General features: G+C 69.0%; 19 protein-coding genes. 9 read left to right on the forward strand and 10 right to left on the reverse strand.

All coding sequences use genetic code 11. The features are described 5' to 3' along the window. Positions 1–15: 15 nt before the first annotated feature. The 3 genes from GS4_RS21540 to GS4_RS21550 form a co-directional block, all read right to left on the reverse strand. The gene (locus GS4_RS21540; RefSeq protein ID WP_007624562.1) at positions 16–309 is read right to left on the reverse strand and encodes an exodeoxyribonuclease VII small subunit; all 294 of its coding nucleotides are present in this window, start codon (positions 307–309) and stop codon (positions 16–18) included. After that, a complete protein-coding gene (gene xseA, locus GS4_RS21545; protein ID WP_007624564.1) occupies positions 306–1,562 on the reverse strand; it encodes an exodeoxyribonuclease VII large subunit in 1,257 nt (418 codons plus the stop codon). The genes GS4_RS21540 and xseA overlap by 4 nt, the downstream gene beginning before the upstream one ends. Before the next feature lie 74 nt (positions 1,563–1,636). Beyond that, a complete protein-coding gene (locus tag GS4_RS21550) occupies positions 1,637–2,359 on the reverse strand; it encodes a lipid droplet-associated protein (RefSeq protein WP_007624566.1) in 723 nt (240 codons plus the stop codon). 165 nt (positions 2,360–2,524) lie between these two features. On the opposite strand from GS4_RS21550, the gene GS4_RS21555 reads away from it, so the two are divergent. Beyond that, the gene (locus GS4_RS21555; protein ID WP_007624567.1) at positions 2,525–3,478 is read left to right on the forward strand and encodes a 4-hydroxy-3-methylbut-2-enyl diphosphate reductase; all 954 of its coding nucleotides are present in this window, start codon (positions 2,525–2,527) and stop codon (positions 3,476–3,478) included. Positions 3,479–3,547: 69 nt separating this feature from the next. Here the strand turns inward: GS4_RS21555 and mycP are convergent, their stop codons facing one another. After that, positions 3,548–4,954, reverse strand: a complete 1,407-nt coding sequence (mycP, locus tag GS4_RS21560; RefSeq protein WP_007624568.1) for a type VII secretion-associated serine protease mycosin — start codon at positions 4,952–4,954, stop codon at positions 3,548–3,550. A gap of 1 nt (position 4,955) precedes the next feature. Then, positions 4,956–6,500 carry a type VII secretion integral membrane protein EccD gene (gene eccD / locus GS4_RS21565; protein ID WP_040511396.1) on the reverse strand — a complete coding sequence of 515 codons (1,545 nt, stop codon included), beginning with the start codon at positions 6,498–6,500 and terminating at the stop codon, positions 4,956–4,958. A gap of 116 nt (positions 6,501–6,616) precedes the next feature. On the opposite strand from eccD, the gene GS4_RS21570 reads away from it, so the two are divergent. From GS4_RS21570 to GS4_RS21595, 6 genes are all read left to right on the forward strand, one after another. Beyond that, entirely contained in the window at positions 6,617–10,696 is a 4,080-nt protein-coding gene (locus tag GS4_RS21570; protein ID WP_040511427.1) for a type VII secretion protein EccC, read from the forward strand. Between the two features lie 10 nt (positions 10,697–10,706). Further along, positions 10,707–12,143, forward strand: a complete 1,437-nt coding sequence (locus GS4_RS21575; RefSeq protein ID WP_007624571.1) for a type VII secretion-associated protein — start codon at positions 10,707–10,709, stop codon at positions 12,141–12,143. Positions 12,144–12,380: 237 nt separating this feature from the next. After that, complete coding sequence (rplM, locus tag GS4_RS21580; RefSeq protein ID WP_007624572.1) at positions 12,381–12,824, forward strand: 50S ribosomal protein L13; 444 nt, start codon at positions 12,381–12,383, stop codon at positions 12,822–12,824. Then, positions 12,821–13,366, forward strand: a complete 546-nt coding sequence (gene rpsI, locus GS4_RS21585; protein WP_007624573.1) for a 30S ribosomal protein S9 — start codon at positions 12,821–12,823, stop codon at positions 13,364–13,366. The genes rplM and rpsI overlap by 4 nt, the downstream gene beginning before the upstream one ends. Beyond that, positions 13,367–14,713 (forward strand): phosphoglucosamine mutase, encoded by a 1,347-nt coding sequence (gene glmM, locus GS4_RS21590; RefSeq protein ID WP_007624574.1) that lies wholly within the window; start codon positions 13,367–13,369, stop codon positions 14,711–14,713. It abuts the gene before it with no gap. Further along, positions 14,710–15,426 carry an HAD family hydrolase gene (locus GS4_RS21595; protein WP_007624576.1) on the forward strand — a complete coding sequence of 239 codons (717 nt, stop codon included), beginning with the start codon at positions 14,710–14,712 and terminating at the stop codon, positions 15,424–15,426. The genes glmM and GS4_RS21595 overlap by 4 nt, the downstream gene beginning before the upstream one ends. Positions 15,427–15,695: 269 nt before the next feature. Here GS4_RS21595 and GS4_RS21600 read toward each other — a convergent pair whose 3' ends face one another. Both GS4_RS21600 and GS4_RS21605 read right to left on the reverse strand, forming a co-directional pair. Beyond that, the gene (locus GS4_RS21600; RefSeq protein ID WP_007624578.1) at positions 15,696–16,541 is read right to left on the reverse strand and encodes a hypothetical protein; all 846 of its coding nucleotides are present in this window, start codon (positions 16,539–16,541) and stop codon (positions 15,696–15,698) included. Between the two features lie 115 nt (positions 16,542–16,656). Next, the gene (locus GS4_RS21605) at positions 16,657–17,112 is read right to left on the reverse strand and encodes a nitroreductase family deazaflavin-dependent oxidoreductase (RefSeq protein WP_007624580.1); all 456 of its coding nucleotides are present in this window, start codon (positions 17,110–17,112) and stop codon (positions 16,657–16,659) included. A gap of 116 nt (positions 17,113–17,228) precedes the next feature. Between GS4_RS21605 and GS4_RS21610 the strand changes: the two genes are divergently transcribed. Continuing rightward, positions 17,229–18,314, forward strand: coding sequence for an enoyl-CoA hydratase/isomerase family protein (locus tag GS4_RS21610; protein ID WP_007624582.1), 1,086 nt, complete (start codon positions 17,229–17,231; stop codon positions 18,312–18,314). After that, on the forward strand, positions 18,307–19,083 hold the full coding sequence (locus GS4_RS21615) for an enoyl-CoA hydratase (RefSeq protein WP_007624584.1): 777 nt from the start codon (positions 18,307–18,309) through the stop codon (positions 19,081–19,083). The genes GS4_RS21610 and GS4_RS21615 overlap by 8 nt, the downstream gene beginning before the upstream one ends. Positions 19,084–19,200: 117 nt before the next feature. Here GS4_RS21615 and GS4_RS21620 read toward each other — a convergent pair whose 3' ends face one another. Genes GS4_RS21620 through GS4_RS21630 form a run of 3 tightly spaced genes read right to left on the reverse strand, consistent with a single transcriptional unit; the run spans position 19,201 to position 22,632 of the window. Beyond that, positions 19,201–20,547 (reverse strand): hypothetical protein, encoded by a 1,347-nt coding sequence (locus tag GS4_RS21620; protein WP_007624586.1) that lies wholly within the window; start codon positions 20,545–20,547, stop codon positions 19,201–19,203. Next, positions 20,522–20,794, reverse strand: a complete 273-nt coding sequence (locus GS4_RS21625; RefSeq protein ID WP_007624588.1) for a hypothetical protein — start codon at positions 20,792–20,794, stop codon at positions 20,522–20,524. The genes GS4_RS21620 and GS4_RS21625 overlap by 26 nt, the downstream gene beginning before the upstream one ends. After that, the gene (locus GS4_RS21630) at positions 20,791–22,632 is read right to left on the reverse strand and encodes a hypothetical protein (protein WP_007624593.1); all 1,842 of its coding nucleotides are present in this window, start codon (positions 22,630–22,632) and stop codon (positions 20,791–20,793) included. Before GS4_RS21630 ends, GS4_RS21625 begins: the two co-directional genes overlap by 4 nt. Between the last annotated feature and the right edge of the window lie 75 nt (positions 22,633–22,707).

The raw sequence follows: 22,707 nt of genomic DNA on the forward strand, positions 1-22,707 counted from the left end.
CGGGCCGGCACGACCTCAGTCGTCGTCCGGATTGTCGTCGTCCGGGTCGTCGTCGTCGAACTCGTCGAGGTCCTCGTCTCCGTCACTGTCGGAGATGACCGCCTCGATCCGGGCGCGCGCGCCTTCGAGGTGTTCCTCGCAGCGTCCCGCGAGCGCCTCGCCGCGCTCCCACAACGCCAGTGACGCGTCCAGGTCCAGGCCGCCGCGTTCCAGCGTCGCGACCACCTCGATCAGCTCGTCCCTGGCCTCCTCGTAACCGAGTTCGGTCACCGGCCGCAGGGTGTCGGCATCGTCGTCGCTCGTGCTCACCGGCTCTCTCCTTCGGTCACCTCGGCGGTCGCGGCGCCGTCCGCCACCCGGATACGCAACGCCGCGCCGATCGGGAGGTCGGCCACCGATCCGACGACGTGTGCACCGTCGGCGTCGGTGCGCTGCACCACCGCATACCCCCGGGCGAGGGTCTGCGCCGGTCCCAGTGTGGCCAACCGCGCCGACAGATGCTCCGTCCGGCGGTCCTCGGCATCGATGTGCCGGACGACGTCACGCCGGATGTCGGCGCGCATCCGCTCCACGGAGTCCCACCGGGCATCGACCATCTGATGTGGTCGGGCGAGTACCGGACGGGCGCGGATACCGCTGAGTCCGTGAGCTTCTCGCCGCACCCAGTTGCGCAGCGCCTGGGCCGTCCGGTGACGGAGCGAGGCGATCGCCGCGAGTTCGGCGGCGACGTCGGGGACGGCACGTTTGGCGGCATCGGTGGGTGTGGCGGCCCGGACATCGGCCACGTGGTCGAGCAGCGGTGAGTCCGGCTCGTGCCCGATCGCACTGATCACCGGTGTCGAGCAGGCCGCGACCGCACGCAGGAGGGCCTCGTCGGAGAACGGCAGGAGATCCTCCACACTGCCGCCACCCCGGGCGATGATGATCACGTCGACGTCCGGATGCTCGTCGAGCTCGGTCAGGTGTCGGAGGATGCGCGGGACCGCGGTCGGCCCCTGGACGGGTGCGTCACGGATCTCGAATCGGACTGCTCCCCAACGGCTCTCGGCGACCGCGACCACGTCGCGCTGTGCGGCGCTGGCGCGACCGGAGATGAGTCCGACAGCCTTCGGCAGGAAGGGGAGGGGACGTTTGAGTCGCGGATCGAAGAGGCCCTCGGCGGCCAGCAACTGTCGCAGTCGCTCGATCCGCAACAGCAACTCGCCGACCCCGACGGGCCGAATGTCGGAGACACGCAGCGAGACGGTGCCCCGCCCGGTGTAGAAGGTCGGCCTGCCGAGCATGACGACACGGCTGCCCTCGGTCAGCGGCACCTCGGTGCGATGCAGGAGGTCGGGGCTGCAGGTGACCGAGATCGAGATGTCGGCGGCGGGATCACGCAGGGTGAGAAACGCCACGCGGGTGCCGGGCCGACGGTTGATCTGGGTGATCTGGCCCTCGACCCAGATCTGGCCCAAGCGGTGGATCCAGTCGGCGATCTTGGTGTTGACCGTGCGGACGGGCCACGGACTCTCGGGTGAACTGCCCGACGAGGCGCCACCACCCGGCGAGGGCGCCGTCACCGGGTCGCCTCCACTACAGAGTTACCTTCACTGCGGAGTTGCCTTCACCAGCAGGGTCACCGTCACGGGGCCTACTACTTCTTGTTCTTCTGTGCGGTGATCCGGTTGTCGAGCATCGTGACGAACGGTGCACGGGCGCGATGATCGCGCTCGTAGGCGGCCAGTTCCTCGAGCTCGTCGAGACCGACGGTGCGGATCTTGGCCCGCAGCTGCGCGAGCGTGAGTCCGTCGTACTCCAGATACTCGACGATCTCGGGGACCGGACCGTCGTCGGTGCCGGTGGTGGGTTTCGGAGCGGTCGCTGTCACAGCGTCGGGCGCGGAGCTGTAGAGCGCGAAGCGACCGGCGCCGCGGCTGCCCGACTCGCCGTCGCCGGCCAGGCGGGCGACAGGGTTCTCGTCGGGGATGTCTGCGACATCGTCGTCCTCGGCTGCGGGGAGTTCCGCGGTCGGGTCGTCGGCGTCGTCGGCGAGGGTCGCCGCCGGGTTCTCGTCGGGTGCGGTCTCCCGCACGGTGTCCTCTGCGGCGTCTTCTGCAGCGGGCGGGAGGGCGTCGTCCTCGTCGAAGCGGGCCCAGGACGGCTGCTCGTCGGGACGATCGAAGAACTGCTCGAGGACGAGGTCACCCTTGATGGCGAGCTCGGCGATGTTCTGCTGTGCTCGCATACCCGCCTGCAGGGTCTGGCTCACGGCCGTCATCGGCAGCGTGATGAGCAGGGCGGGGATCTTCCGGGTCTCCTCGACCGCCGTGACGAGTAGACCTGCGGCGATACGGGCTGGATACGGTGCGCGGACCATGGGACCACTCTGCCATCTGACCTGACGACGGCCAACCTGTCCCGTCATCTGCGCCGAAGTCGGGTGTCGGGTCGGAGCGGACGTCGGCACGCGAGGCGGCCGGTCCGATGCCGAACCCCGTGCCGTCGGCCGGGCGTGGCGTCGCTCACCCCGTACGCTGGAGGCATGGCTGAGACGAAGCGGGTACTGCTCGCGGAACCCCGGGGATACTGTGCCGGGGTCGACCGTGCCGTGGAGACCGTGGAGAAGGCGCTGGACAAGCACGGTGCCCCGGTCTACGTACGCAAGGAGATCGTGCACAACCGGCACGTGGTCGAGACCCTGGCCGAGCGCGGCGCCGTGTTCGTCGGCGAGACCGACGAGGTGCCCGAGGGTGCGCTCGTGGTGTTCTCCGCGCACGGCGTCTCCCCGGAGGTCCACCGTACCGCGGCCGAGCGCAACCTCAAGACGATCGACGCGACCTGCCCGCTGGTCACCAAGGTGCACCAGGAGGCCAAGCGGTTCGCGCGCGACGACTACGACATCCTGCTGATCGGTCACGAGGGGCACGAGGAGGTCGAGGGCACCGCAGGTGAGGCGCCGTCGCATGTGCAACTCGTCGACGGCCCGGCGAGTGTGGACAACGTCACCGTCCGCGACGAGTCCAAGATCGTATGGCTGTCCCAGACCACCTTGTCGGTGGACGAGACCATGGAGACGGTCACGCGTCTGCGGGAGAAGTTCCCCCTGCTCAACGACCCGCCCTCGGACGACATCTGCTACGCCACCCAGAACCGTCAGGTCGCGGTGAAGGCCATGGCGCCCCGGTGCGACCTGGTGATCGTGGTGGGTTCCAAGAACTCGTCGAACTCGGTCCGGCTGGTCGAGGTGGCGCTGCAGGCCGGTGCCAAGGCATCCCACCTCGTCGACTACGCCCGCGACGTCGAGGTCGAGTGGCTCGAAGGAGTCGAGACCGTCGGGATCACCTCGGGCGCATCGGTTCCCGAGGTCCTGGTCCGTGGCGTGCTCGACCTGCTGGCCGAGCACGGCTTCGACACCGTCGAGCCGGTCACCACGGCCAACGAGACCGTCACCTTCGCCCTGCCGCGCGAACTGCGTCCGGCGCGCACCACCCGCTGACGCGGCGTACGCGGAGCTTCTGAATCGTGGCCGGGGCTCGCTGCCTCCGGGACTCGGTTGGCCTGGTCCTCAGAAGTCGTCCGGATCGAGCCGCTTGACCCGACGGTGGGGCATGGCGATGCCGAGCACGGCCGCGATGACCAGGATGCTCACCCCGACGCCGACCACTGCGACGGTGCGTGCCGTCGTGTCCGGTGGTGACTGCGGCGTCGGCGCGGCGATCGCCTTCGACTTCGTGGCATCCGGCTGCTCCGCGGCAAGATCGCCGGTCAGGGCGGCGACGGGGTCGATCACGCCGTGGCCGATGACCCCGTCACGTCCGGTGCCGGGCGCATGCGCCGATCGGGTCACCCGTTCGATCACCTCTGCCGCCGACAGTTTCGGGTATCGCGCCCGCACGAGCGCGACGGTCCCCGAGACGTAGGGCGTGGCGAAACTGGTGCCCAGGATCGGCACGGGCCCCTGGTCGCCCTGTTGGGCGTCGACGAGTCCGGACGATCCCCGACGACTGTCGAGGCTGACGATGTCGGTGCCGGGGGCCGCCACCCCGAGCCACGGTCCGTGCAAGCTGAACGGACTGGGTGCGCCGGTGCCGGCGTCGACGGACCCGACGGTCAGCACATACGGCGTGAACCACGCGGGACTCGCGATGGTGCGCACGGAGTTCCAGCCGGTCGTGTCGGCGGCTGCGGGTGTCGGGTTCTGCTCACCGCATGACGATCCCTGCGACAGGTTGCCCGCGGCCACCACCACCACGACGTCGCGGTCGAAGGCGTATTTGACCGCGGCGCCGAGCGCGCGATCGTTGAGGCGCCCGGCGCTGGTCGAGCACGCGACCTCGGAGATGTTGATCACCGTCGACCCGAGGTCGACGGCCCGCACGACCGCGCTGGCAAGGGTGCGGACCGAGCCGTAGCCTGCACCGACGGTCGGATCCGGTTCGCCGCGGCGACGTTGGTCCTTGGCCGCGTACGCTCCGCTGGATTGTCGGATGGACAGGATGTCGGCCGCGGGTGCGACGCCGGCGAAGGCGTCCGCCGAACTCGGTCGCGCGGCGATGATCCCCGCGACCAGGGTGCCGTGGGCGTCGCAGTCGCTCAGCCCGTTCCCGTTCGACACGTAGTCGCCGCCGGCCTGCACCCGACCGAGGCGGGGGTGCGGGGTGACGCCGGTGTCGATGACCGCGACCTTCTGCCCCGCGCCACGACTGAACCGCCACGCCTCGGGGAGGTTCATCATCCGTTGCGCGGCAGAGGGAATGGACAGGTCGCGACCACCGGCGACACGGGGAGCAGCACAGAGCGTGCGCTGCTCGGTCTTCTCCGTCGGGGCGACCGGTGCCGATCGCACCAGCGCGCGGGAATCGACCGTCGGCGGTGTCACCGCCACCGCGGGTGCCGCACCGAGCGTCGAGGTCAGCGCGGTGACCGCGAGTCCGACGCCGAGGGTGCGGGCCACGCGAACCGCAGCCCGCATCTCAGATCTCCCGCACGATCCGGTAGAGGTCGAGAATCCACAGCAGCAGCGGCACGATGACGGCGACCAGCAGGTATTCGCCGATCTCGGCGAACCGACGGACCACCGGCGAGAACTCCTGGGTCGGCGCCACGACGCCGAAGACGAGGGCACCGGTGAGGACCCCCAGCCCGACGGCGAAGGCCGCGATCGGCCACGACCCATCGCCGAAGGCGAGCCCCACGAGGACCCCGAGCACCGCCAGCGAGCCACCAGCGATGAGCACGGCCGCCTGCGCCAGATCGCTGTGCGAGCGTCCGCGCAGACACAAGACGAGGCCGATCACGGTCGCGTACGCGGCGGACTTCGGCTCGAAGCCGGCCAACGGAGCCGCGGCCAGCAGTGCTGCCACGGCAGTGACCGCGGTGGTACCGATGACGATGCCGGTCAGGTAGGCGGTCGCAACGTACGAACGCTGTTCCAGAGCGTCGGCCTTGGGCAGGGCGATGGCACCGATCGCTCCGATGCCTTCGATGGCGGGCCGTGGCTCCAGGTCGTCGGACTCGATGGGCGCGCCCGCGGTGGGCACCGGCGGCAGCGGGAGTTTCGCGAGCACGATGGTCGCCCGCGGGGCGATCGCGATGACCAGGATGCCGACCGCGGCCACCACGGCGGCGACCTGCGGTACCGTGCCGGGCGTCAACAGCACGCCCGCGCTGCCGAGGGCGCCCAGCAACGCGGCGGTGGTGACCGCCGAATGGGTCACCGGACCGATCATGGTGACGCGGTAGGAGACGACGGTGTACACGAGCACCAGCGCGAATCCCAGGGTCAGATGGGCTGCACCGTAGCGATCGGGTGTCACCAGCATCCCGGCGACGAACACGAGCGGGAAACCGGTGGCCGCCAACACCGTTGCGGTCGCGGCGTCGCGGTAGTGGCGCGCGACGATGGTCGCGGCGACGAGCGTCGCGACCGCGCCCAGGGCCGCGAGACCGGCCGGCCAGATGCTGCCGCTGGTGAGTCGGATGGCCCCCAGCCCGACCGCCGACACCAGGGCGGCGAGGACGGCGACGGCGTATCCGGCGAATCGCGCCGCGGTGGCCGACCAGTTGGCGAAGCGGGACTCGGTGAGACGTGCGACGGCGTCGACGACGTCGTCGAACAGCACAGGGGACTCGGCCGTGCGCGTAGAGCGCATGACCAGCAGATCGCCGTTGCGGATCCCGGCCTCCGACAGGGTGCGCTGCGGTGCGATCGACTCCTGCCCGACGAGCGCCAGCGTCCAGCGGTGCTGACGATCATGTGGACGGTCGTCGGCATCGGGGTCGTCGGGATCGCGCCGGTGCGGACTGCGCGATTCGATCTGCGCGACCAGATCGGGGATCAGCGAGGCGATCGGGACCGCAGCCGGCAACCCCACGTCGAGCTGTGTGTTGCCCCCCAACACCGACACTCGCACGAGGTCGGGCTCGATGGCCGCCTCGCCCCGCCCTGACCTGGTCGAACCGCCCCCGGACGGTGACCGTATGGCGTGCGTTGTCGATGGTGCATCCAGAGTGGACATCTGGTGGATCCTCCCCGCCGGTTCGGGAGATAACATACTGAACCGCGTCATAGTCCACTAGCGCAGGCGTGCGGTCCATGGCCGACGTCGGGGAGAAACAGTTCGGGGGAACCACCGTGGTAGCGACGACGGAGGGCTTTGTCCGGCGACCGCGGATCACGCCACCGCGGGCGCCCGGCGGCGAGGTGAACATCCAACCGCCGCCCGATGTACCGCGCGTCGTTCCGGGCAACATGTTGATGAAGATGCTGCCGGTGGTGATGATCGTCGCCGTGGTCGGGATGATCGCGATGATGTTCATGACCGGCGGTCGCAACATCCTCACCAACCCGCTGTTCATGATGTTCCCGCTGATGATGCTGATGTCGATGTTCGGCATGTTCGCGACCGGCGGTCGGGGCGGGGGTAAGCGTGCCGCGGAACTCAACGAGGAGCGCAAGGACTACTTCCGCTACCTGGGACAGATCCGTACACAGGTCGACGAGACGGTCGACGCCCAACGATCCGCACTGGTGTGGAGCCATCCCGATCCGGCGTCGCTGCTCGAGGTGATCGGTACGCGGCGGATGTGGGAGCGACGACCAACGGACACCGACTTCGCGCATGTCCGTGTCGGCGTCGGCTCGCAACGACTCGCGACCCGGCTGATGCCGCCCGAGACCGGTCCGCTCGAGGACATGGAGCCGGTGTCGATGGTGGCGCTCCGGCGATTCGTCCGCACCCACTCGGTGGTGCACCGACTGCCGACCGCCATCTCGCTGCGCGGTTTCCCGGCGGTCAACGTGGAGGGCGCACGTCAGGAGACCCGCGAGCTGGTCCGGTCGATGATCCTGGAACTCGCCACCTTCCACGGACCCGACCATCTGCAGATCGCCATCATCACCGGTGATCCGGCGGGGGAGGCGTGGGACTGGGCCAAGTGGCTGCCGCACGTCGGGCACCCGACCCTGCGCGACGGACTCGGCGCGATGCGGATGATCTACCCGAGCCTCACCGACTTCGAGAACTCGCTGGCCGCGGATCTGCTCGAACGCGGCCGCTTCAGCCGGTCGGCACCGCCTACCCCGGGTCGGGCGCACCTCGTGGTGATCATCGACGACGGTCGGGTCACCGGCGACGAGCGTCTGATCACCGACGCCGGTATGGAGGGTGTGACCCTCGTCGACCTCACCGCTCCGCCGGACGGGCTCGCCGCACGTCGTGGATTGCAACTGGTCGTGCGGAACCAGACCGTCGCGGCCCGCAGTGCCTTCGGCATCGAGGAATTCGCCGACATGGACTCGATGACCGTTGCCGAGGCGGAGGCGCTCGCCCGTCGCCTGGCGCGGTACCGACTGGCCACCGCGGCCGCACTGGCGAGCCTGGAGTCCGAGGCGGCACAGACGGATCCGGGGCTGACCGCGCTGTTGGGCATCGACGACGCGACCCGTTTCGACCCGTCGGTCGCGTGGCGAACGCGCGTCGGCCGTGACCGCCTACGGGTGCCCATCGGCTACACGCCGACCGGCACGCCCGTCGAACTCGACATCAAGGAGAGCGCACACGGGGGCATGGGCCCGCACGGTCTGTGCATCGGTGCCACCGGCTCGGGCAAGTCGGAGTTCCTGCGCACCCTGGTGGTGGCGCTGCTGGCCACGCACTCACCGACCGAGCTGAACCTGGTGCTGGTCGACTTCAAGGGCGGCGCGACATTCCTGGGCCTCGAGTCTGCTCCGCACGTCGCGGCGGTCATCACCAACCTCGAGCAGGAACTCTCGATGGTGGACCGTATGAAGGACGCTCTGTCGGGTGAGATGAACCGACGTCAGGAGGTCCTGCGCGCGGCGGGCAACTTCGCCAATGTCAGCGACTACGAACGCGCTCGCGCATCCGGTGTCCGCCTCGAACCCCTGCCGGCCCTGTTCATCGTGGTCGACGAGTTCTCCGAACTCCTCTCGCAGAAGCCGGATTTCGCCGAGCTCTTCGTCGCCATCGGCCGCCTGGGCAGATCGCTGCACATCCACCTGCTGCTGGCCTCGCAGCGCCTGGAAGAGGGCAAACTCCGCGGCCTCGACAGTCATCTGTCGTATCGGATCGGTCTGAAGACCTTCTCCGCCAACGAGTCCCGATCGGTGCTCGGTGTCCCCGACGCCTACCACCTGCCGAGCGTGCCCGGATCGGCATACCTCAAGTGCGACTCGGCCGAGCCCCTGCGATTCAACACCTCGTACGTGTCGGGTCCGTACTCGTCGCCCATCGCCGACGAGGAGGCCTACGACGAGGCCTACGCGTCCGCGACCGGTCGAGGACGTCTGAAGGTGTTCACCGCGCTACCGGTCCCGCTCGACGAAGGCGCGCCCGCATCGTTGCTCGACGAGGCCGAGGCGTTGCTCGACGAGGAGCCGCCGGGAGCCGACGACGAGTCGGGGACGGATGCGCTGGTCTCCGCCTCCGACCCGACTCTGCTCGAGACCCTCGTGACGCGGATGGAGGGTGTCGGTCCGACCGCACGGAAGGTCTGGCTCCCGCCGCTGGACGATTCGCCGACGGTGGACTCGCTGGTCGGTTCACGCGACTTCTCGCGCCCCGGGGTGCCCGGCGACCTGCGGGTGGCGGTCGGCATCGTCGACCGACCGTACGAGCAGCGCCGGGACCCGTTCGTCCTCGAATTGGCCGGAGCCGCCGGCAACGTCGCCGTGGTCGGCGGACCGCAATCGGGCAAGTCGACCACCCTGCGCACGATCATCATGTCCGCGGCGGCGACCCACACGCCCGAGCAGGTGCAGTTCTACTGCCTCGACTTCGGTGGCGGCAGTTTGGCCGGGATCGCGGGCCTGCCGCACGTCGGTTCGGTGGCCTCCCGTGGCGACATGGACGCGGTGCGGCGGACGGTGGCCGAGGTCGCCGCGGTCGTCCGCGACCGCGAACTACTGTTCGCGCGGCTGGGCATCGAGTCGATGCGCGACTATCGGCAGCGGCGCGCAGAGTGGTTCGCCGGCGGGGCGATCGACCCGGCCGATCCGTTGGCCGGGGACCGGCACGGCGACGTCTTCCTCGTTCTGGACGGGGTGTCGGTGTTGCGCAACGAACTCGACTTCCTCGAGGACCAGGTCGGCACGATCGTCTCGCAAGGTCTGTCCTACGGTGTGCACGTCATCGTCACGGCCTCGCGATGGGCCGAGGTGCGTCCGGCGATGAAGGACCTGATCGGCAGTCGTCTCGAGCTCAAGCTGGGCGACGCGATGGACTCCGAGATGGGGCGTCGCGCAGCAGCTCTCGTCCCGCACAACCGGCCGGGTCGAGGCCTGACGCCGGACGAGCTGCACATGCTGGTCGCGCTGCCCCGACTGGACGGGATCAGCTCGCCGGAGTCGCTGCCGCACGGTGTGCAGTTCGCGGTCGACAAGCTCGCGGTCGCCTACCGCGAGCGGCAGGCGATGCCGGTCCGCAAGCTGGGCACCTCCATCGAGTCGGCCGAGATCGCACAGCTGCTCACCGACAACGGGATCGAGCTCGGACCGAACCAGGTCGCGATCGGAGTGGGCGAACTCGAGCTCGCACCGGTGATCCTGGACTTCGGCACCCAGCCGCACTTCATGGCCTTCGCCGATGTCGAGCACGGCAAGACGACACTCCTGCGCACCATCGTCGAGGGCCTGGTCGCGACCTCTACGCCGGATGAGGTCAAGATCGTCCTCATCGACTACCGCCGGACCATGCTCGGCGTCATCGAGGGCGATCATCTCGCCGGCTACGCGAGCTCGGCCAAGACATCGGTGCCGATGATGGTCGAACTGGCGCAGCACTTCACCGACCGGCTCCCGCCGGACGACGTGACGCCTCAGCAACTGCGCGACCGCAGTTACTACTCGGGCGCCGACATCTATGTGATCGTCGACGACTACGACATGGTGTCCACTTCGTCGAGCAATCCGCTGATGCCGTTGGTGGAGTTGGCCTCCCAGGCGCGCGACATCGGGATGCACATCATCCTGGCCCGCCGGTCGGGCGGCGTCGGTCGGGCGATGTTCGACCCGATCATCGCGCGGCTGAAGGAACTGTCCTCGGACATCCTGCTGATGAGCGGCGACCGCGACGAGGGTTACATCGTCGGCCGGTCACGGCTGCAGAACCTCGTTCCCGGTCGCGGAGAGCTGATCTCGCGGACGCGTCCCCAGGAGATGATCCAGATCGGTCACCTCCCGCCGAAGATCTGACGGGGGCACGATGACCAACCGCAGGACGCGTGTCCGCCGCCCGGTGGTCGTCGACCTCGCCTATGGGAGCGTCCGGGTCGACCGCCCCGAAGGCGGCAGGGCGTCGGCCGACGTCACCGAGCTGCTCGATGCGATCGACTCGGCGTCGGTGCTCGTCGACGGGCGTCTGGTGATGGCCGACCGGGCCTGGCATCGGCAACTGGCGACGCTCGGGGTCGGCAGAGCAGGAGAACACGGGCCAGGAGACGGCGGGGCAGGAGGCGGCGGGGCAGGAGACGGCGGGGCAGGAGGCGGCGGGGGCGCCGGGGGGGACTTGACGACGATCGTCGGGCACCCGACCACGTGGGCTGCGCGCCGGGTGTCGGTGCTGGCTCGCGCCGTCAGCGGCACCGACACCGAACTCGTCCCACGCGCCGTCCTCGTCGCTCGCAGCCACAGCGACGTCGTGATGCAGCGCTGTGTGGTCGTGGAGACCACCCACGTACCGCACCTCGTCGCCGATCCGGGGCGGCCGCCGCTCCGGCACTGGGACGTCACGGTCGTGCGACGTGCGGCCAACGGGTGGGAGATCGAGCGCGCCTCGGTCATCGATCCCGACGACGCCCTCGTGGGGCAACGAATCGAGGAGACCATCGACGACGACGTCGAGGCGGTCTTCGTCGACGGCGCCGAGCCCGGGCGGGTCCGCGACGCGATCGAGGCGGTGACCACGTACGCCCTGGCCGGTCGGGTCGTCGCCGTCGATCGTGGGCTGGTCCGCCGCTACGGCTGGCGAACCGGGGCCGACGACCCCGTCGATGCGGTCGGGGCACCGGCCGAGCAGGTCGCCGACATCGGTGGTGGACGCACACGTCGCCCGCTGGTGTGGGCGGCTGCCGCACTCGCACTGGTGGTCGCGGCGGTGGCGGTGGTGGTCGGGCTGATGCAGCGCCAGGGTGACGACCAGCCGACCGACCGGACGGCACAGCTGGGACGTGTCTCGCTGAATGTTCCCGCAGACTGGCGGGAGAGCGGGTCGCCGCCGCCGTCGGGCACCGCCTCGGACGGACCCGGGTCACCACGGACGGACACGGGTCCGACGCGGGCCGACGAGGCGCCGCCGGAACGGACCGTGTTCGCCGATCGCGCGGACGGGCGTCGGATACTCGTCGTCCAGACCGAGCTGCGTGATGCCTCGACACTGGCGTCGGTCGCGACCAGCCTGCGCAACCGCATCCGCCAGCGTGGCGACGATGTCGTGTCGGAGTTCTCGCCGTCGACCCGGTTCATGGGTCGAGAGGTGATCAGTTACCGCGAGGCACCGGCCTCGGGCAGTGGTATCCGCTGGTACGTGCTGGTCGACGAGGGTCTGCAGGTCAGCATCGGCTGTCAGGCGGGTACCGCGGCCGAACCGGTCGACACCGAGTGTGCCGCCGCCGTCGCCTCGACCGCCGTCGCCCCGCGCTGACCGGGGCCGGTCACCGTCAGCAGGTCCTCCGACCAGCGTTTTGACCCCGATCCGGGCCATCCCGTACCCTGGACCGCTGGTGCACGGCATCATCTCGCACCCGTAACCGCTGGTCATCGTGTCGGCGTGGGATCGGGACGATGGTGATAGTCGAGGCCCGGGTCCCCACTGGTCGCCGGAACATCCTCTGCCGCCGCATCCGACCAGCATCCGTATCGACAAGAGTTGAGGACAACTGTGCCCACCTACACCCCGAAGGCCGGTGACGTCACGCGTACGTGGCACGTCATCGATGCCAACGACGTGGTGCTCGGCCGGCTGGCCGTGCAGAGCGCCAACCTGCTCCGCGGCAAGCACAAGCCGACCTTCGCGCCGCACATCGACGGCGGTGACTTCGTCATCATCGTCAACGCCGAGAAGGTCGTGCTCACCAGCAACAAGGCCGAGCGCAAGCTGAACTACCGCCACTCCGGACATCCCGGTGGGCTCACGTCCCGCACCACTGCTGAGCTCCTGGAGACGCACCCGGAGCGCGTGGTCGAGAAGGCCATCATCGGGATGCTCCCGAAGAACAAGCTCGGACGGGCGATCGCCTCCAAGCTGAAGGTCTACGCCGGACCGAACCATCCCCACACGGCCCAGCAGCCGGTGCCCTTCGAGATCAAGCAGGTGGCCCAGTGAGTACCGAGAACGTGAACGAGCAGGTCGAAGAGGCCGTCGAGGCTGTCGAAGAGGCAGTGGACGAGGCCGTGGAGGCCGTCGAGACCGCCAGTGACGACTACGACACCGAGGTCGACGTCGCGGTGACCGAGGACTTCCGCGATCCGGTCGTCATCGATCGTCCGATCCAGACCGTCGGCCGCCGCAAGGAGGCAGTGGTCCGCGTGCGCCTGGTGCCCGGATCCGGTGAGTTCACCCTCAACGGCCGCACCCTGGAGAACTACTTCCCCAACAAGGTGCACCAGCAGCTCATCAAGGCTCCGCTGGTGACCGTCGAGCGCACCGAGTCGTTCGACGTCTTCGCCAAGCTCGTCGGCGGCGGCCCCTCGGGACAGGCGGGTGCCCTGCGCCTCGCCATCTCCCGTGCCCTCATCGAGGTCACCCCGGAGGATCGTCCGGCTCTGAAGAAGGCCGGATTCCTCACGCGTGACCCGCGTGCGGTCGAGCGCAAGAAGTACGGCCTGAAGAAGGCCCGCAAGGCGTCGCAGTACTCCAAGCGTTAAGTGGCACGCCTTTTCGGAACAGACGGCGTCCGAGGCCTGGCCAACGCAGAGCTCACTCCCGAGCTCGCGTTGCGCCTGGCCTCGGCGTCGGCCGTCGTCCTGGGGGAGGGCATCAACCGTCCCCAGGCCGTGGTCGGTCGCGATCCGCGAGCATCCGGTGAGCTCCTCGAAGCCGCCGTGTGTGCCGGGCTCGCCGCCGCGGGCGTCGACGCGATCCGCGTCGGCGTGGTGCCGACCCCCGCTGTCGCATTCCTCATCGCGGAGTACGGCGCCGCTTTCGGCGTGATGATCTCCGCCTCGCACAATCCCATGCCGGACAACGGCATCAAGATCTTCGGCGCCGGTGGGCACAAGCTCGACGACGCTGTCGAGGACCGCATCGAAGCTGCCCTGGATGCCGAACGCCGCCGCCCTGTGGGTGCGGACGTCGGCCGCCTCCGGGACGCGCCCGATGCCGGTGACCGCTACCGCCGACACCTCGCCGCATCCATCGACCACCGGCTCGACGGGCTGACCGTGGTCGTCGACTGCGCCAACGGTGCCGCATCCGACCTCGCCCCCCTCGCATACGCCGACGCCGGGGCGACCGTCATCGCCATCCACGCGGACCCCGACGGCATCAACATCAACGACGACTGCGGCTCGACGCACCTGGACAAGCTCCAGGCGGCGGTCCTGGAGTACGGCGCCGACCTCGGGCTGGCCCACGACGGCGACGCCGACCGGTGTCTGGCCGTGGACTCCACCGGCGAGGTCGTCGACGGCGACAAGATCATGGCCGTCCTGGCCACCGCCCTCCGCGCGAGCGATCGTCTGCACGACGGGGTGCTGGTCGCCACCGTGATGAGCAACCTCGGTCTGCACATCGCCATGCGTGAGGCCGGGATCGACCTGCACACCACCGCTGTCGGCGATCGGTACGTCCTCGAGGAGCTCCGCCGCGGCGGGTACTCGCTCGGTGGCGAACAGTCCGGCCACATCGTGGTACCCGGCTCCGGGACGACCGGTGACGGCATCCTGACCGGCCTCCTGTTGATGCAGCAGGTGGCCGCGACCGGACGTCGGCTCGCCGACCTCGCCTCCATCATGACCGTGCTGCCGCAGGAACTGGTGAACGTGCGTGTGTCGGACAAACACGCTGTCGCTCAGGCACAGTCGGTGCAGGACGCGGTCGCCGAAGCAGAAGCAGAGTTGTCGGGTAACGGCCGCGTGCTGCTTCGACCGTCGGGTACCGAGCAACTCGTCCGGGTGATGGTCGAGGCCGGCACCGCCGACGATGCGCAGGGGATCGCCCGACGCATCGCAGACGTGGTCGCCGCCGTCGGCGTGGAGCCGGTCCGCTCGTGACGAAAGCGTCGACCGAGGTCGGGGCACCTCGCGCGGTCCTCTTCGACTTCTCCGGCACGCTGTTCCGATTCGAGGAGCGCGCCGAATGGTTCGCCGACCTCCATGACGAGCACGGTGAGCCGCTGCATGTCGAGACGCAGGCCGAACTGATCCGTCGGATGACCCACCCGGTCGGCGTGCCGGACGTCATCACCGGCGATGACCGGATCGCTTGGGAAGAGCGGGATCTCGACCCTGCGCAGCACCGTCGTGCGTATCTCGCGATGCTCCGGTCGTCGGGCCTGGCCGTGCCCGGCCACGCGGAGTCGCTCTACGAGCGCGTACTCGATCCCCACTCGTGGCAGCCGTACCCCGACACCGCGGCCGTGTTGCGCGGCCTGCACGATCGCGGCATCGCCACGGCCGTCGTCAGCAACATCGCCTTCGACCTCCGGGCCGTCCTCGCACTGCACGACCTGACCGACGCCGTCGACGCCGTCAGCCTCTCGTACGAGGTCGGTGCCATCAAGCCGGAGCCGCGGATCTTCACCGACGCCCTGGACCGGCTCGGTGTCGCACCCGCCGATGCGCTGATGGTCGGGGACAGCGCGGAAGCCGACGGTGGTTCGGAGGCAGTCGGATTGCGCTTCGCCCTGGTCGAGGCACTGCCCACCGACGCTCGGCCGCGTGCGCTCCTGGATGCTGTCGGGGCGTTCGGGATCGATCTGGGCTGAGGGTCGGGGCCACTTCTACCGAGGTCTGGCCTGGCCACAAACTGCTGGTGAGTGGTCGGTCGCGTGCACTGTCCACGCGGTGTCGCGCTGGGCGCCAATGTGGGGTCACGACGCCGCGTCAGAACGCGGGTCACCTCCGGTCCGCAGGGCCCGAACAAAATCTGTACACCAGCGCGCCGCCGCCGACGATATGTCGACGGCGGCGCTCCCACGTACAGATCTTCGACGGTATCGGGCCCGCCGCGATGATCTGCCGTGGCCGGTAGCGGCTACCAGGAACCCGAGAAGAACATGGCCAGCCCGGCTTCGGGATCGACGACGGTGCTCGTGTTCGCCACCAGCAGGACGGCCAGGCCGAGCCCGACGACGGCCGAGATCGCAGTCGACCATCGAGCCAGTTTCCGTGACCGACCGTCGGACCGTCGCGCATGTCGCCACGACGCCACACACCACACCGTGGCGACCACCACGAGGACGGCGGCGATCACCGCCATGATCAGGTGGTACCGCGCGTAGTCGTCTACCAGTGCGCCGAGGAAGGGCTGTCCGCCAGCGCCGTTCGCCGACAGTCCGCTGCGGATCTCACCGACGACGACTGCGTACGAACCAGGGCCCGGGCGCGCGGGAAGCAGCGGTAGCAGCGCCGAGAGCGGGGCGAGGGTCGCCTGGATGTTGGCCATCAGGAGCCCCAGTGCACCCACCGCGCCGGTGGTTGCGATCACCCCCGACGTCGCGAGCGCCACCTGACGCTGCGGTCCCGCCGTGACGTAGGCGCGCCAGATCATGCGGGACAGGATCACGAGGCAGGCGAGCAGCGCGAGTGCGATCACGGTCTTCACCAGGTGATAGTTCGACCAGTAGTGGACGACCTCATCCAATCCGGCCGTCGGTTCGACGCGTCCGCTCTGCCACGTCGCCACGAATCCATCGCGCAGCGCACGCACGAGCGGCGATGCGTCGAAAACGCTGCCGTACCCGCCGCCGGCCAGGAGCGCGGGAGTGAGGACGAAGGCGCCGACCAAGGCGATGGCCGTGAGTACCAGGCCGCCGGATCGGTACGACGAGAGCCGGGGTGCTGTCGGGCGTTCAGGTCTGAGAGCTGTTGAGGTGGTCATGGTCTCACCTCACCGCAGCGACGGCTCGGGGTCAGTGGTGGAGTCACCCGTCTTCGGGTAGTGCTGGCACCACCGGTCGCGTCCGCCGGCGCGGCACCCGCCGACCGACACCCGGTCAGACTCGCGGGGACAACCTGATGACCGGGAGTCGGCGGTCGGTCTTCTCCTGATAGCCGGCGAACTGCGCAGAGGCGCCGCTGATCTCGGCCCACACCTGTTCGCGTTCCGCCCCCTCGAGTTCGGCTGCCACGACCGGGATGGTTGCACCATCGACCTCGATGGCGACCTGGTCCGGGTGAGCACCGATGTTGTGGTACCACGCCGGATGCTTGGGTGCGCCGGCAGCGGACGCGACGATGATCCGACTCCCGTCGGGTCCTGGAAACCAGTTCACCGGGCTGGTCCTCGGCTCCCCGGACTTGCGACCGACGGTGTGCAGGATCAGTGCTCTGGTACCGCCGATGGCCCCGCGCCGACGAATCCATCGCGCGGCTACCGAGTTGACGAGTCGGAGCGCGAGGCCACCGGGCTGCCGCCCGCCGTGGCTCCCGGACGGAGTGTCGAATCCCATGCGGTCGACGATAGACCTGGTGGTCGGGGGTGCACCGGGTCACGAGCCCCCCGACCTTGATTTAGTAGGAGATGCAAGTAATGTCTCTTGCGACGTATTCCACGGCAGGGAGCGGTATGGCAGACGAAGCACCGGTGATCACCCGGGTCGAGGGCGGACTCGGCAGGTTGATCCTGAACCGGCCGAAAGCGATCAACGCGCTCGACCACGAGATGGTTCGCATCCTCCATCGCCAGCTGAGTGCATGGGCCGACGACGACTCGATCACCGCCGTCGCTCTGACGGGTTCGGGGGAGCGCGGACTCTGTGCAGGCGGCGACATCGTCGCCATCCACCGTGACGCATCGGCATCGACGGGCGACTCGGTTGCCGAGGCCAGTCCGTCCGCTCGGTTCTGGTGGGACGAGTACCTCCTCAACGCCGACATCGCCCGCTACCCGAAGCCGTACATCGCCGTGATGGACGGCATCGTGATGGGTGGCGGCGTCGGTGTCTCCGCCCACGGCAACACCCGCGTCGTCACCGACCGCACGCGACTGGCCATGCCCGAGACCGGCATCGGCTTCGTCCCCGATGTCGGCGGTACGCACCTCCTCGCCCAGGTGCCCGACGAACTGGGTACCTATGCGGCGCTCACGGCGAAGTCCGTCAGCGGGGCCGATGCCGTCGTACTCGGTCTCGCCGACCACTACGTCCCGGCCGACCGACTCGACGACCTGCTGTCAGCGCTGGCCACGCGGTCGGTGGGCGAGGCGCTCGCCGACACAGCCGTCGATCCGCCCACCTCCGCGCTGGCCGCCGGACGTGAATGGATCCGTGACGCGTTCGCAGGAGACTCCGTTCCGGAGATCATCTCTCGCCTCCGCAGCCTCGGCACCGAGGACGCGACCACGGCCGCCGACACCATCGAGGCGAAGAGCCCGACCGCGGTGACCGTGACCCTGAGGTCGCTGCGCGCCGCCGCAGACGAGTCCTCTCTCGAGGAAGCGCTGATCCGTGAGTACCGGGTCTCGGTGCGCTGCCTGATCCATCCCGACCTCGCGGAGGGTATTCGCGCGCAGGTCATCGACAAGGACCGGTCGCCATCGTGGCGGCCGCCCACACTCGACGCCGTCGACGCGGCCGCGGTGGACGGCTTCTTCGAGCCGCTGCCCGACGATCTGACCTTCCCCAGCACGCCCCGCGAGGAGAGCCATGCCTGACTTCGAGACCATCCTGACCGAGACCTCCGGGCGCGTGGGGATCATCACCCTCAACCGGCCGAAGGCGCTGAACGCCTTGAACGCCCAGGTGATGCGCGACGTGACAGCTGCGGCGGCGGATTTCGACGCCGATCCGGTGATCGGTGCCATCGTGCTGACCGGTTCGGAGAAGGCATTCGCCGCGGGCGCCGACATCAAGGAGATGTCGACCAAGTCCTACGCAGAGGTCCTGGGCGAGGCGCTGTTCGCCGGCTGGGATGCGCTCACCCGGGTGCGGACGCCCATCGTGGCGGCGGTGTCGGGTTACGCGCTCGGCGGTGGCTGCGAGCTCGCGATGCTCGCCGACATCATCGTCGCCTCCGAGACCGCGGTGTTCGGCCAGCCCGAGATCAACCTCGGTGTGATCCCCGGAATCGGTGGCTCACAACGGCTCACGCGTGCCATCGGCAAGGCCAAGGCGATGGACTTGATCCTCACCGGTCGGCGACTGAAGGTCGACGAGGCCGAACGCCTCGGACTGGTGTCGCGGGTGGTGCCCGCGGGTGACCACCTCACCGCTGCCGTCGAGGTCGCCGAGACCATCGCGAGCAAGTCCCTTCCCTCCGTGATCCTGGCGAAGGAGGCGGTCAACACGGCCTTCGAGACGACTCTCGCCGAGGGGGTCAGGGCCGAACGCGCACTGTTCTTCGCGACGTTCGCCACCGACGACCAGACCGAGGGCATGGCCGCATTCGTCGAGAAGCGGGAGCCGGACTTCCGCCACCGTTGACATCGGGGACGGTCGCAACCACGGTGTGAGCGAGGGTTCGCGCCCCTGAGCGACCCCGACGGCAACGTGATCGGTTTCCGGCAGGCCGGTAGCCGATCGCGACCGGCTTTCGACGACTCAGCCGCCGAAGAGCAGGTACAGCCCCAGGAACGTGTAGAAGACCATGGTCACCATCATGGTCAGCTGCCCGGTCAACTGCTGACGTCTGGGCAAGAGGCGCAGTGAGGCGTCGTGGGCGGCTGCGACGCCCAGCATGTGCCCGCCGACCACGAAGACGACCTTCAGGGTCACGGTGAAGGTCGGGTGAGATGACATCACGTACTCGGGATGCATGTCGCTGAGCCACAGCACGTTCCACCCTTTGCCGAGTGGATCTCCCAGCGCGTGCAGCGCCTCCTGTCCCTGTTCGACCAGGGACTGCAGGTAGTGGGCGAGGATGTAGCCGATTACGATCGGGATGAGCGAATGCGCCATCTGGCCGGGCAGCAGTCGGCGCTTGCCGGGGTCGATGCCGCCGACGGCTCGTGCCGCACCCCAGAAGGTCAGTGCGACCACGCCGATGAACACCAGCAGGCCCGCAGTGTTGAGCAGGGTGTCGATGACGTCGCTGCCCTGCGCGCGATCGTCCACCCATCCCTGCCAGCTCGGGAATGCCGAATAGCTGTCGAAGGCCGTCGATCCGAGCAGCACGGCCAGCACGGTGACCGTGCCCGCGCGGATCGGTAGCGTGCCGAGCGAATTCATCGGGTTGCGTGCGACGACCCGACCGTCGCGGGCACGCGCGAACGGGGACAGCCGCGAGGCGACCGTGCTGTACACGGCGAACGGATCGGCGTTGCTGGTCCAGCGGAGCCCGTAGACCAGACCGCCGACCAGCGTGACGATCAGGTAGACGAGCAGCCAGATCCGCACCGCCGACAGCGAACTGCTGTGCGGGTAGGCCAGCTCCAGCCATACGAATGCGAAGAGTCCGAACGCTGCGGGCCACCAGCCGAGGGAGTCGGGGTAGGCGCGGATGCCGATCTCGCGATGCAGGACGGCACCGGCGGCGCGGAGCACCGTGCGAACCGGTGACAGGAGTCGCCAGACGGGACCGATCAGCACTGACACCACGATCATGCCCACCCACAGGAGGACATAGAACGCACCCGGTAGCGGGTTCTCGTCGACATCCGAGCCGAAGGCGGCGATGACCAGCCAGACGGTCAGCACCAGCGCGGCGCCGGCCACGACCGAACGAACCCACCGGTTGTCGACGAACCGCGTGACCCACTGTGGGAGCGGACGTCCGGCGTCCGGCTTGCCGAACCGAGGCCGCTTCCAGGCGAAGGCGATCACCGCGAAGGAGATCGTCAGCGCCCAGGCTCCGCCGATCAGTACCGCGGTGAGTGGGACGGGCAGGTACTGCGATCCCCCCAGTCCATGGGCGAGCAACAGGTCATCGGGCCCCATGGTCCGGGTCATCGGCCTCGTCTCCGGTCGTGTTCTCGGTCGGTTCTGGTGCTACGGAGCCTGTTCCGTCACCTGCTGGAGGGTCCGACGGTTCGTCGTCGTTCGTGAGATCGTCGTCGTCATCGCCCAGACGGCGATCGCGGACGACGATGACCATGATGATCCCCACCAGCAGGAAGGCGGGGACCACCGCGGGCAGGGCGAGCAGCAGGGAGTGGGTCGCCAGGTGATAGACGACCGGTTCCGGGCCGTCGATCACGGCTGCGGTTGGGGTTGGGGTGTGGGAGCCCGCGCTTCCGTGCGCTGCTCACGGGCGTTGACCCGACCCGCGCCCCAGGATAGTGCGGCGATCAGCGCCAGCGAACAGACGAGGACGACGATCGACGCAGCCGAGAACAGCCAGGACGGATGGTCGAAGCTGCGCTCGCGCTGGAGGATCGAGATCTCCGGCACGAACTCTTTGGTCGACGTCGGCAGTGCGGGTTCGCCCTGGGCGCCGATCGCCGGGTCGGCCGGCAGGTAGACCGGCACGCCGGCCATCGTCGTCCCGTCCTGCACACGCAGGATGGTCTTCCACGATCCCGAGATGGGCACGGGCTCGGTCGACCGGAAGTGGTTCGGTCCGACCCGATCCAGGCGATCGATGACGATGCCGCGCGCATTCTCCTTACCGCCCTGCCAGGACATCAGCGTCACCCATTCGGGATCGTCGCCGACCGCGTTCGACGGGTCGAGGAAGACCTCGGCGGTGGCGTTCTGCTCGGCGGCGGCGTTGGGTCCGGACGGGATCAACACGATTCGCGCGGTGGTGTCCGCGGGCACCGACACCCGCAGTCCGTTGGCGACCGCGCCGCCGATGACCACCACTGACAGCACGACGGCCGTCACGCTGATCCATCGCCGAGGAAGCGGCTCACCCACGGACACCAGTCCGAGCATCCCGCCGCACACACCGGCGACGACGGCGACCGGGATCGCCATGGCCAGCGCCTCACCCCACATACCGGTCACCCACGGGAACGGGTATGCCGCAGCGATCCACCAGGATTCGATCCACAAACCGAGGGTCGCGACACCGAGACCGGCGACCGCCCCGAACAGGATTCGGCGTTTGAGGAGCGGGGTCAGCGCCAGCAACTCGACGACCACGGCCGCACCGAGGTACAGCGGGAAGACGTTGATCGGAGCGCCCAGCGCGGGACCGACGACCACTGCCACGACACCGCGCAGCAGGATGGCGAACACCGCCGCGACGAGTGCACTGCCCGGGCCGAGGCTGATCCGTGCCGCGACGAGCGCGAAGGCACCTGCGCCGGCGATCATCATGGGCTGCAACACGAGACGGAACTGCTCGACGCCGAAGTCGTACTCGATCTGGAACACGGACATGCCGATGACCAGACCGCCGAAGGCGAGGCATCGGACCAACCACTGGCTGCGGCCGTCGGCCGGTGCGTCGGGGCCCATGGCCGCCTTGCCCTCACGATCGAGGATGACGACCGCGATGAGGGAGAGCCCGGCGCCGCCGATCAGCATCAGGTGCGTGGGCCCCCAGAGCGTGACGTCCTGACCGAAGATGCGGTGCCACACATCGTCCAGCGGGAAGCCCAGCAATGCGTAGAAACCGCATCCGGCCAACAGGATTCCGCCGACCGGGGCGTACCAGTGCCGCGTGATGCGGATGGCCGAGCGGCCCGGCTTGTCGAAGGGCAGGAAGATCGACAGCATTCCCGAGATGAACAGCAGGAACAGTCCGACCAGGATGAAGTAGTGGGCCGGGTTGGCCAAGGGGCCCTCGTCGCGACCGTCGCCGATGTGCAGGCTGACGTCCCACAGGAAGCCGAACAGTGCGCAGATGATCGTGCTCGTGAACAGGAAGATCGGCAACGCGGCCCACGGCGGCCGGTTGACGCGGCGTGCGGCCCAGTCGCCGAGCGCGGTGAGCCACGTGATCTTGTGGGTGCGGTGCATGTAGCCGATCCAGAGCAGCCCCACCGATACGACTGCGGCCACGGCGGACATCAGGAAGACCTGGTCCAGAGCCGCGCCACCACCCTCGGCGGCGAGGGTGATCGGTGTGACATCGCGTGTTGTCATGGTTGAAGTATGCAAGACGACTGTCGGCGCGCGGAAGAGAACCCGGCAAATGGTGTGCGAGCGATGCAGAGGCCG

This window comes from Gordonia soli NBRC 108243 (assembly GCF_000334455.1).
GTDB classification, from domain to species: Bacteria; Actinomycetota; Actinomycetes; order Mycobacteriales; family Mycobacteriaceae; genus Gordonia; species Gordonia soli.

Bases quoted from the DNA above. Each gene is read 5' to 3' on its own strand.
- GS4_RS21610 (WP_007624582.1), top strand. From the start codon at position 17,229: ATGGCAGACGAAGCACCGGTGATCACCCGGGTCGAGGGCGGACTCGGC.
- GS4_RS21620 (WP_007624586.1), bottom strand. From the start codon at position 20,547: ATGACCCGGACCATGGGGCCCGATGACCTGTTGCTCGCCCATGGACTG.
- eccD (WP_040511396.1), bottom strand. From the start codon at position 6,500: ATGTCCACTCTGGATGCACCATCGACAACGCACGCCATACGGTCACCG.
- GS4_RS21630 (WP_007624593.1), bottom strand. From the start codon at position 22,632: ATGACAACACGCGATGTCACACCGATCACCCTCGCCGCCGAGGGTGGT.
- mycP (WP_007624568.1), bottom strand. From the start codon at position 4,954: ATGCGGGCTGCGGTTCGCGTGGCCCGCACCCTCGGCGTCGGACTCGCG.
- GS4_RS21575 (WP_007624571.1), top strand. From the start codon at position 10,707: ATGACCAACCGCAGGACGCGTGTCCGCCGCCCGGTGGTCGTCGACCTC.
- GS4_RS21600 (WP_007624578.1), bottom strand. From the start codon at position 16,541: ATGACCACCTCAACAGCTCTCAGACCTGAACGCCCGACAGCACCCCGG.
- GS4_RS21605 (WP_007624580.1), bottom strand. From the start codon at position 17,112: ATGGGATTCGACACTCCGTCCGGGAGCCACGGCGGGCGGCAGCCCGGT.
- GS4_RS21615 (WP_007624584.1), top strand. From the start codon at position 18,307: ATGCCTGACTTCGAGACCATCCTGACCGAGACCTCCGGGCGCGTGGGG.
- GS4_RS21555 (WP_007624567.1), top strand. From the start codon at position 2,525: ATGGCTGAGACGAAGCGGGTACTGCTCGCGGAACCCCGGGGATACTGT.
- GS4_RS21550 (WP_007624566.1), bottom strand. From the start codon at position 2,359: ATGGTCCGCGCACCGTATCCAGCCCGTATCGCCGCAGGTCTACTCGTC.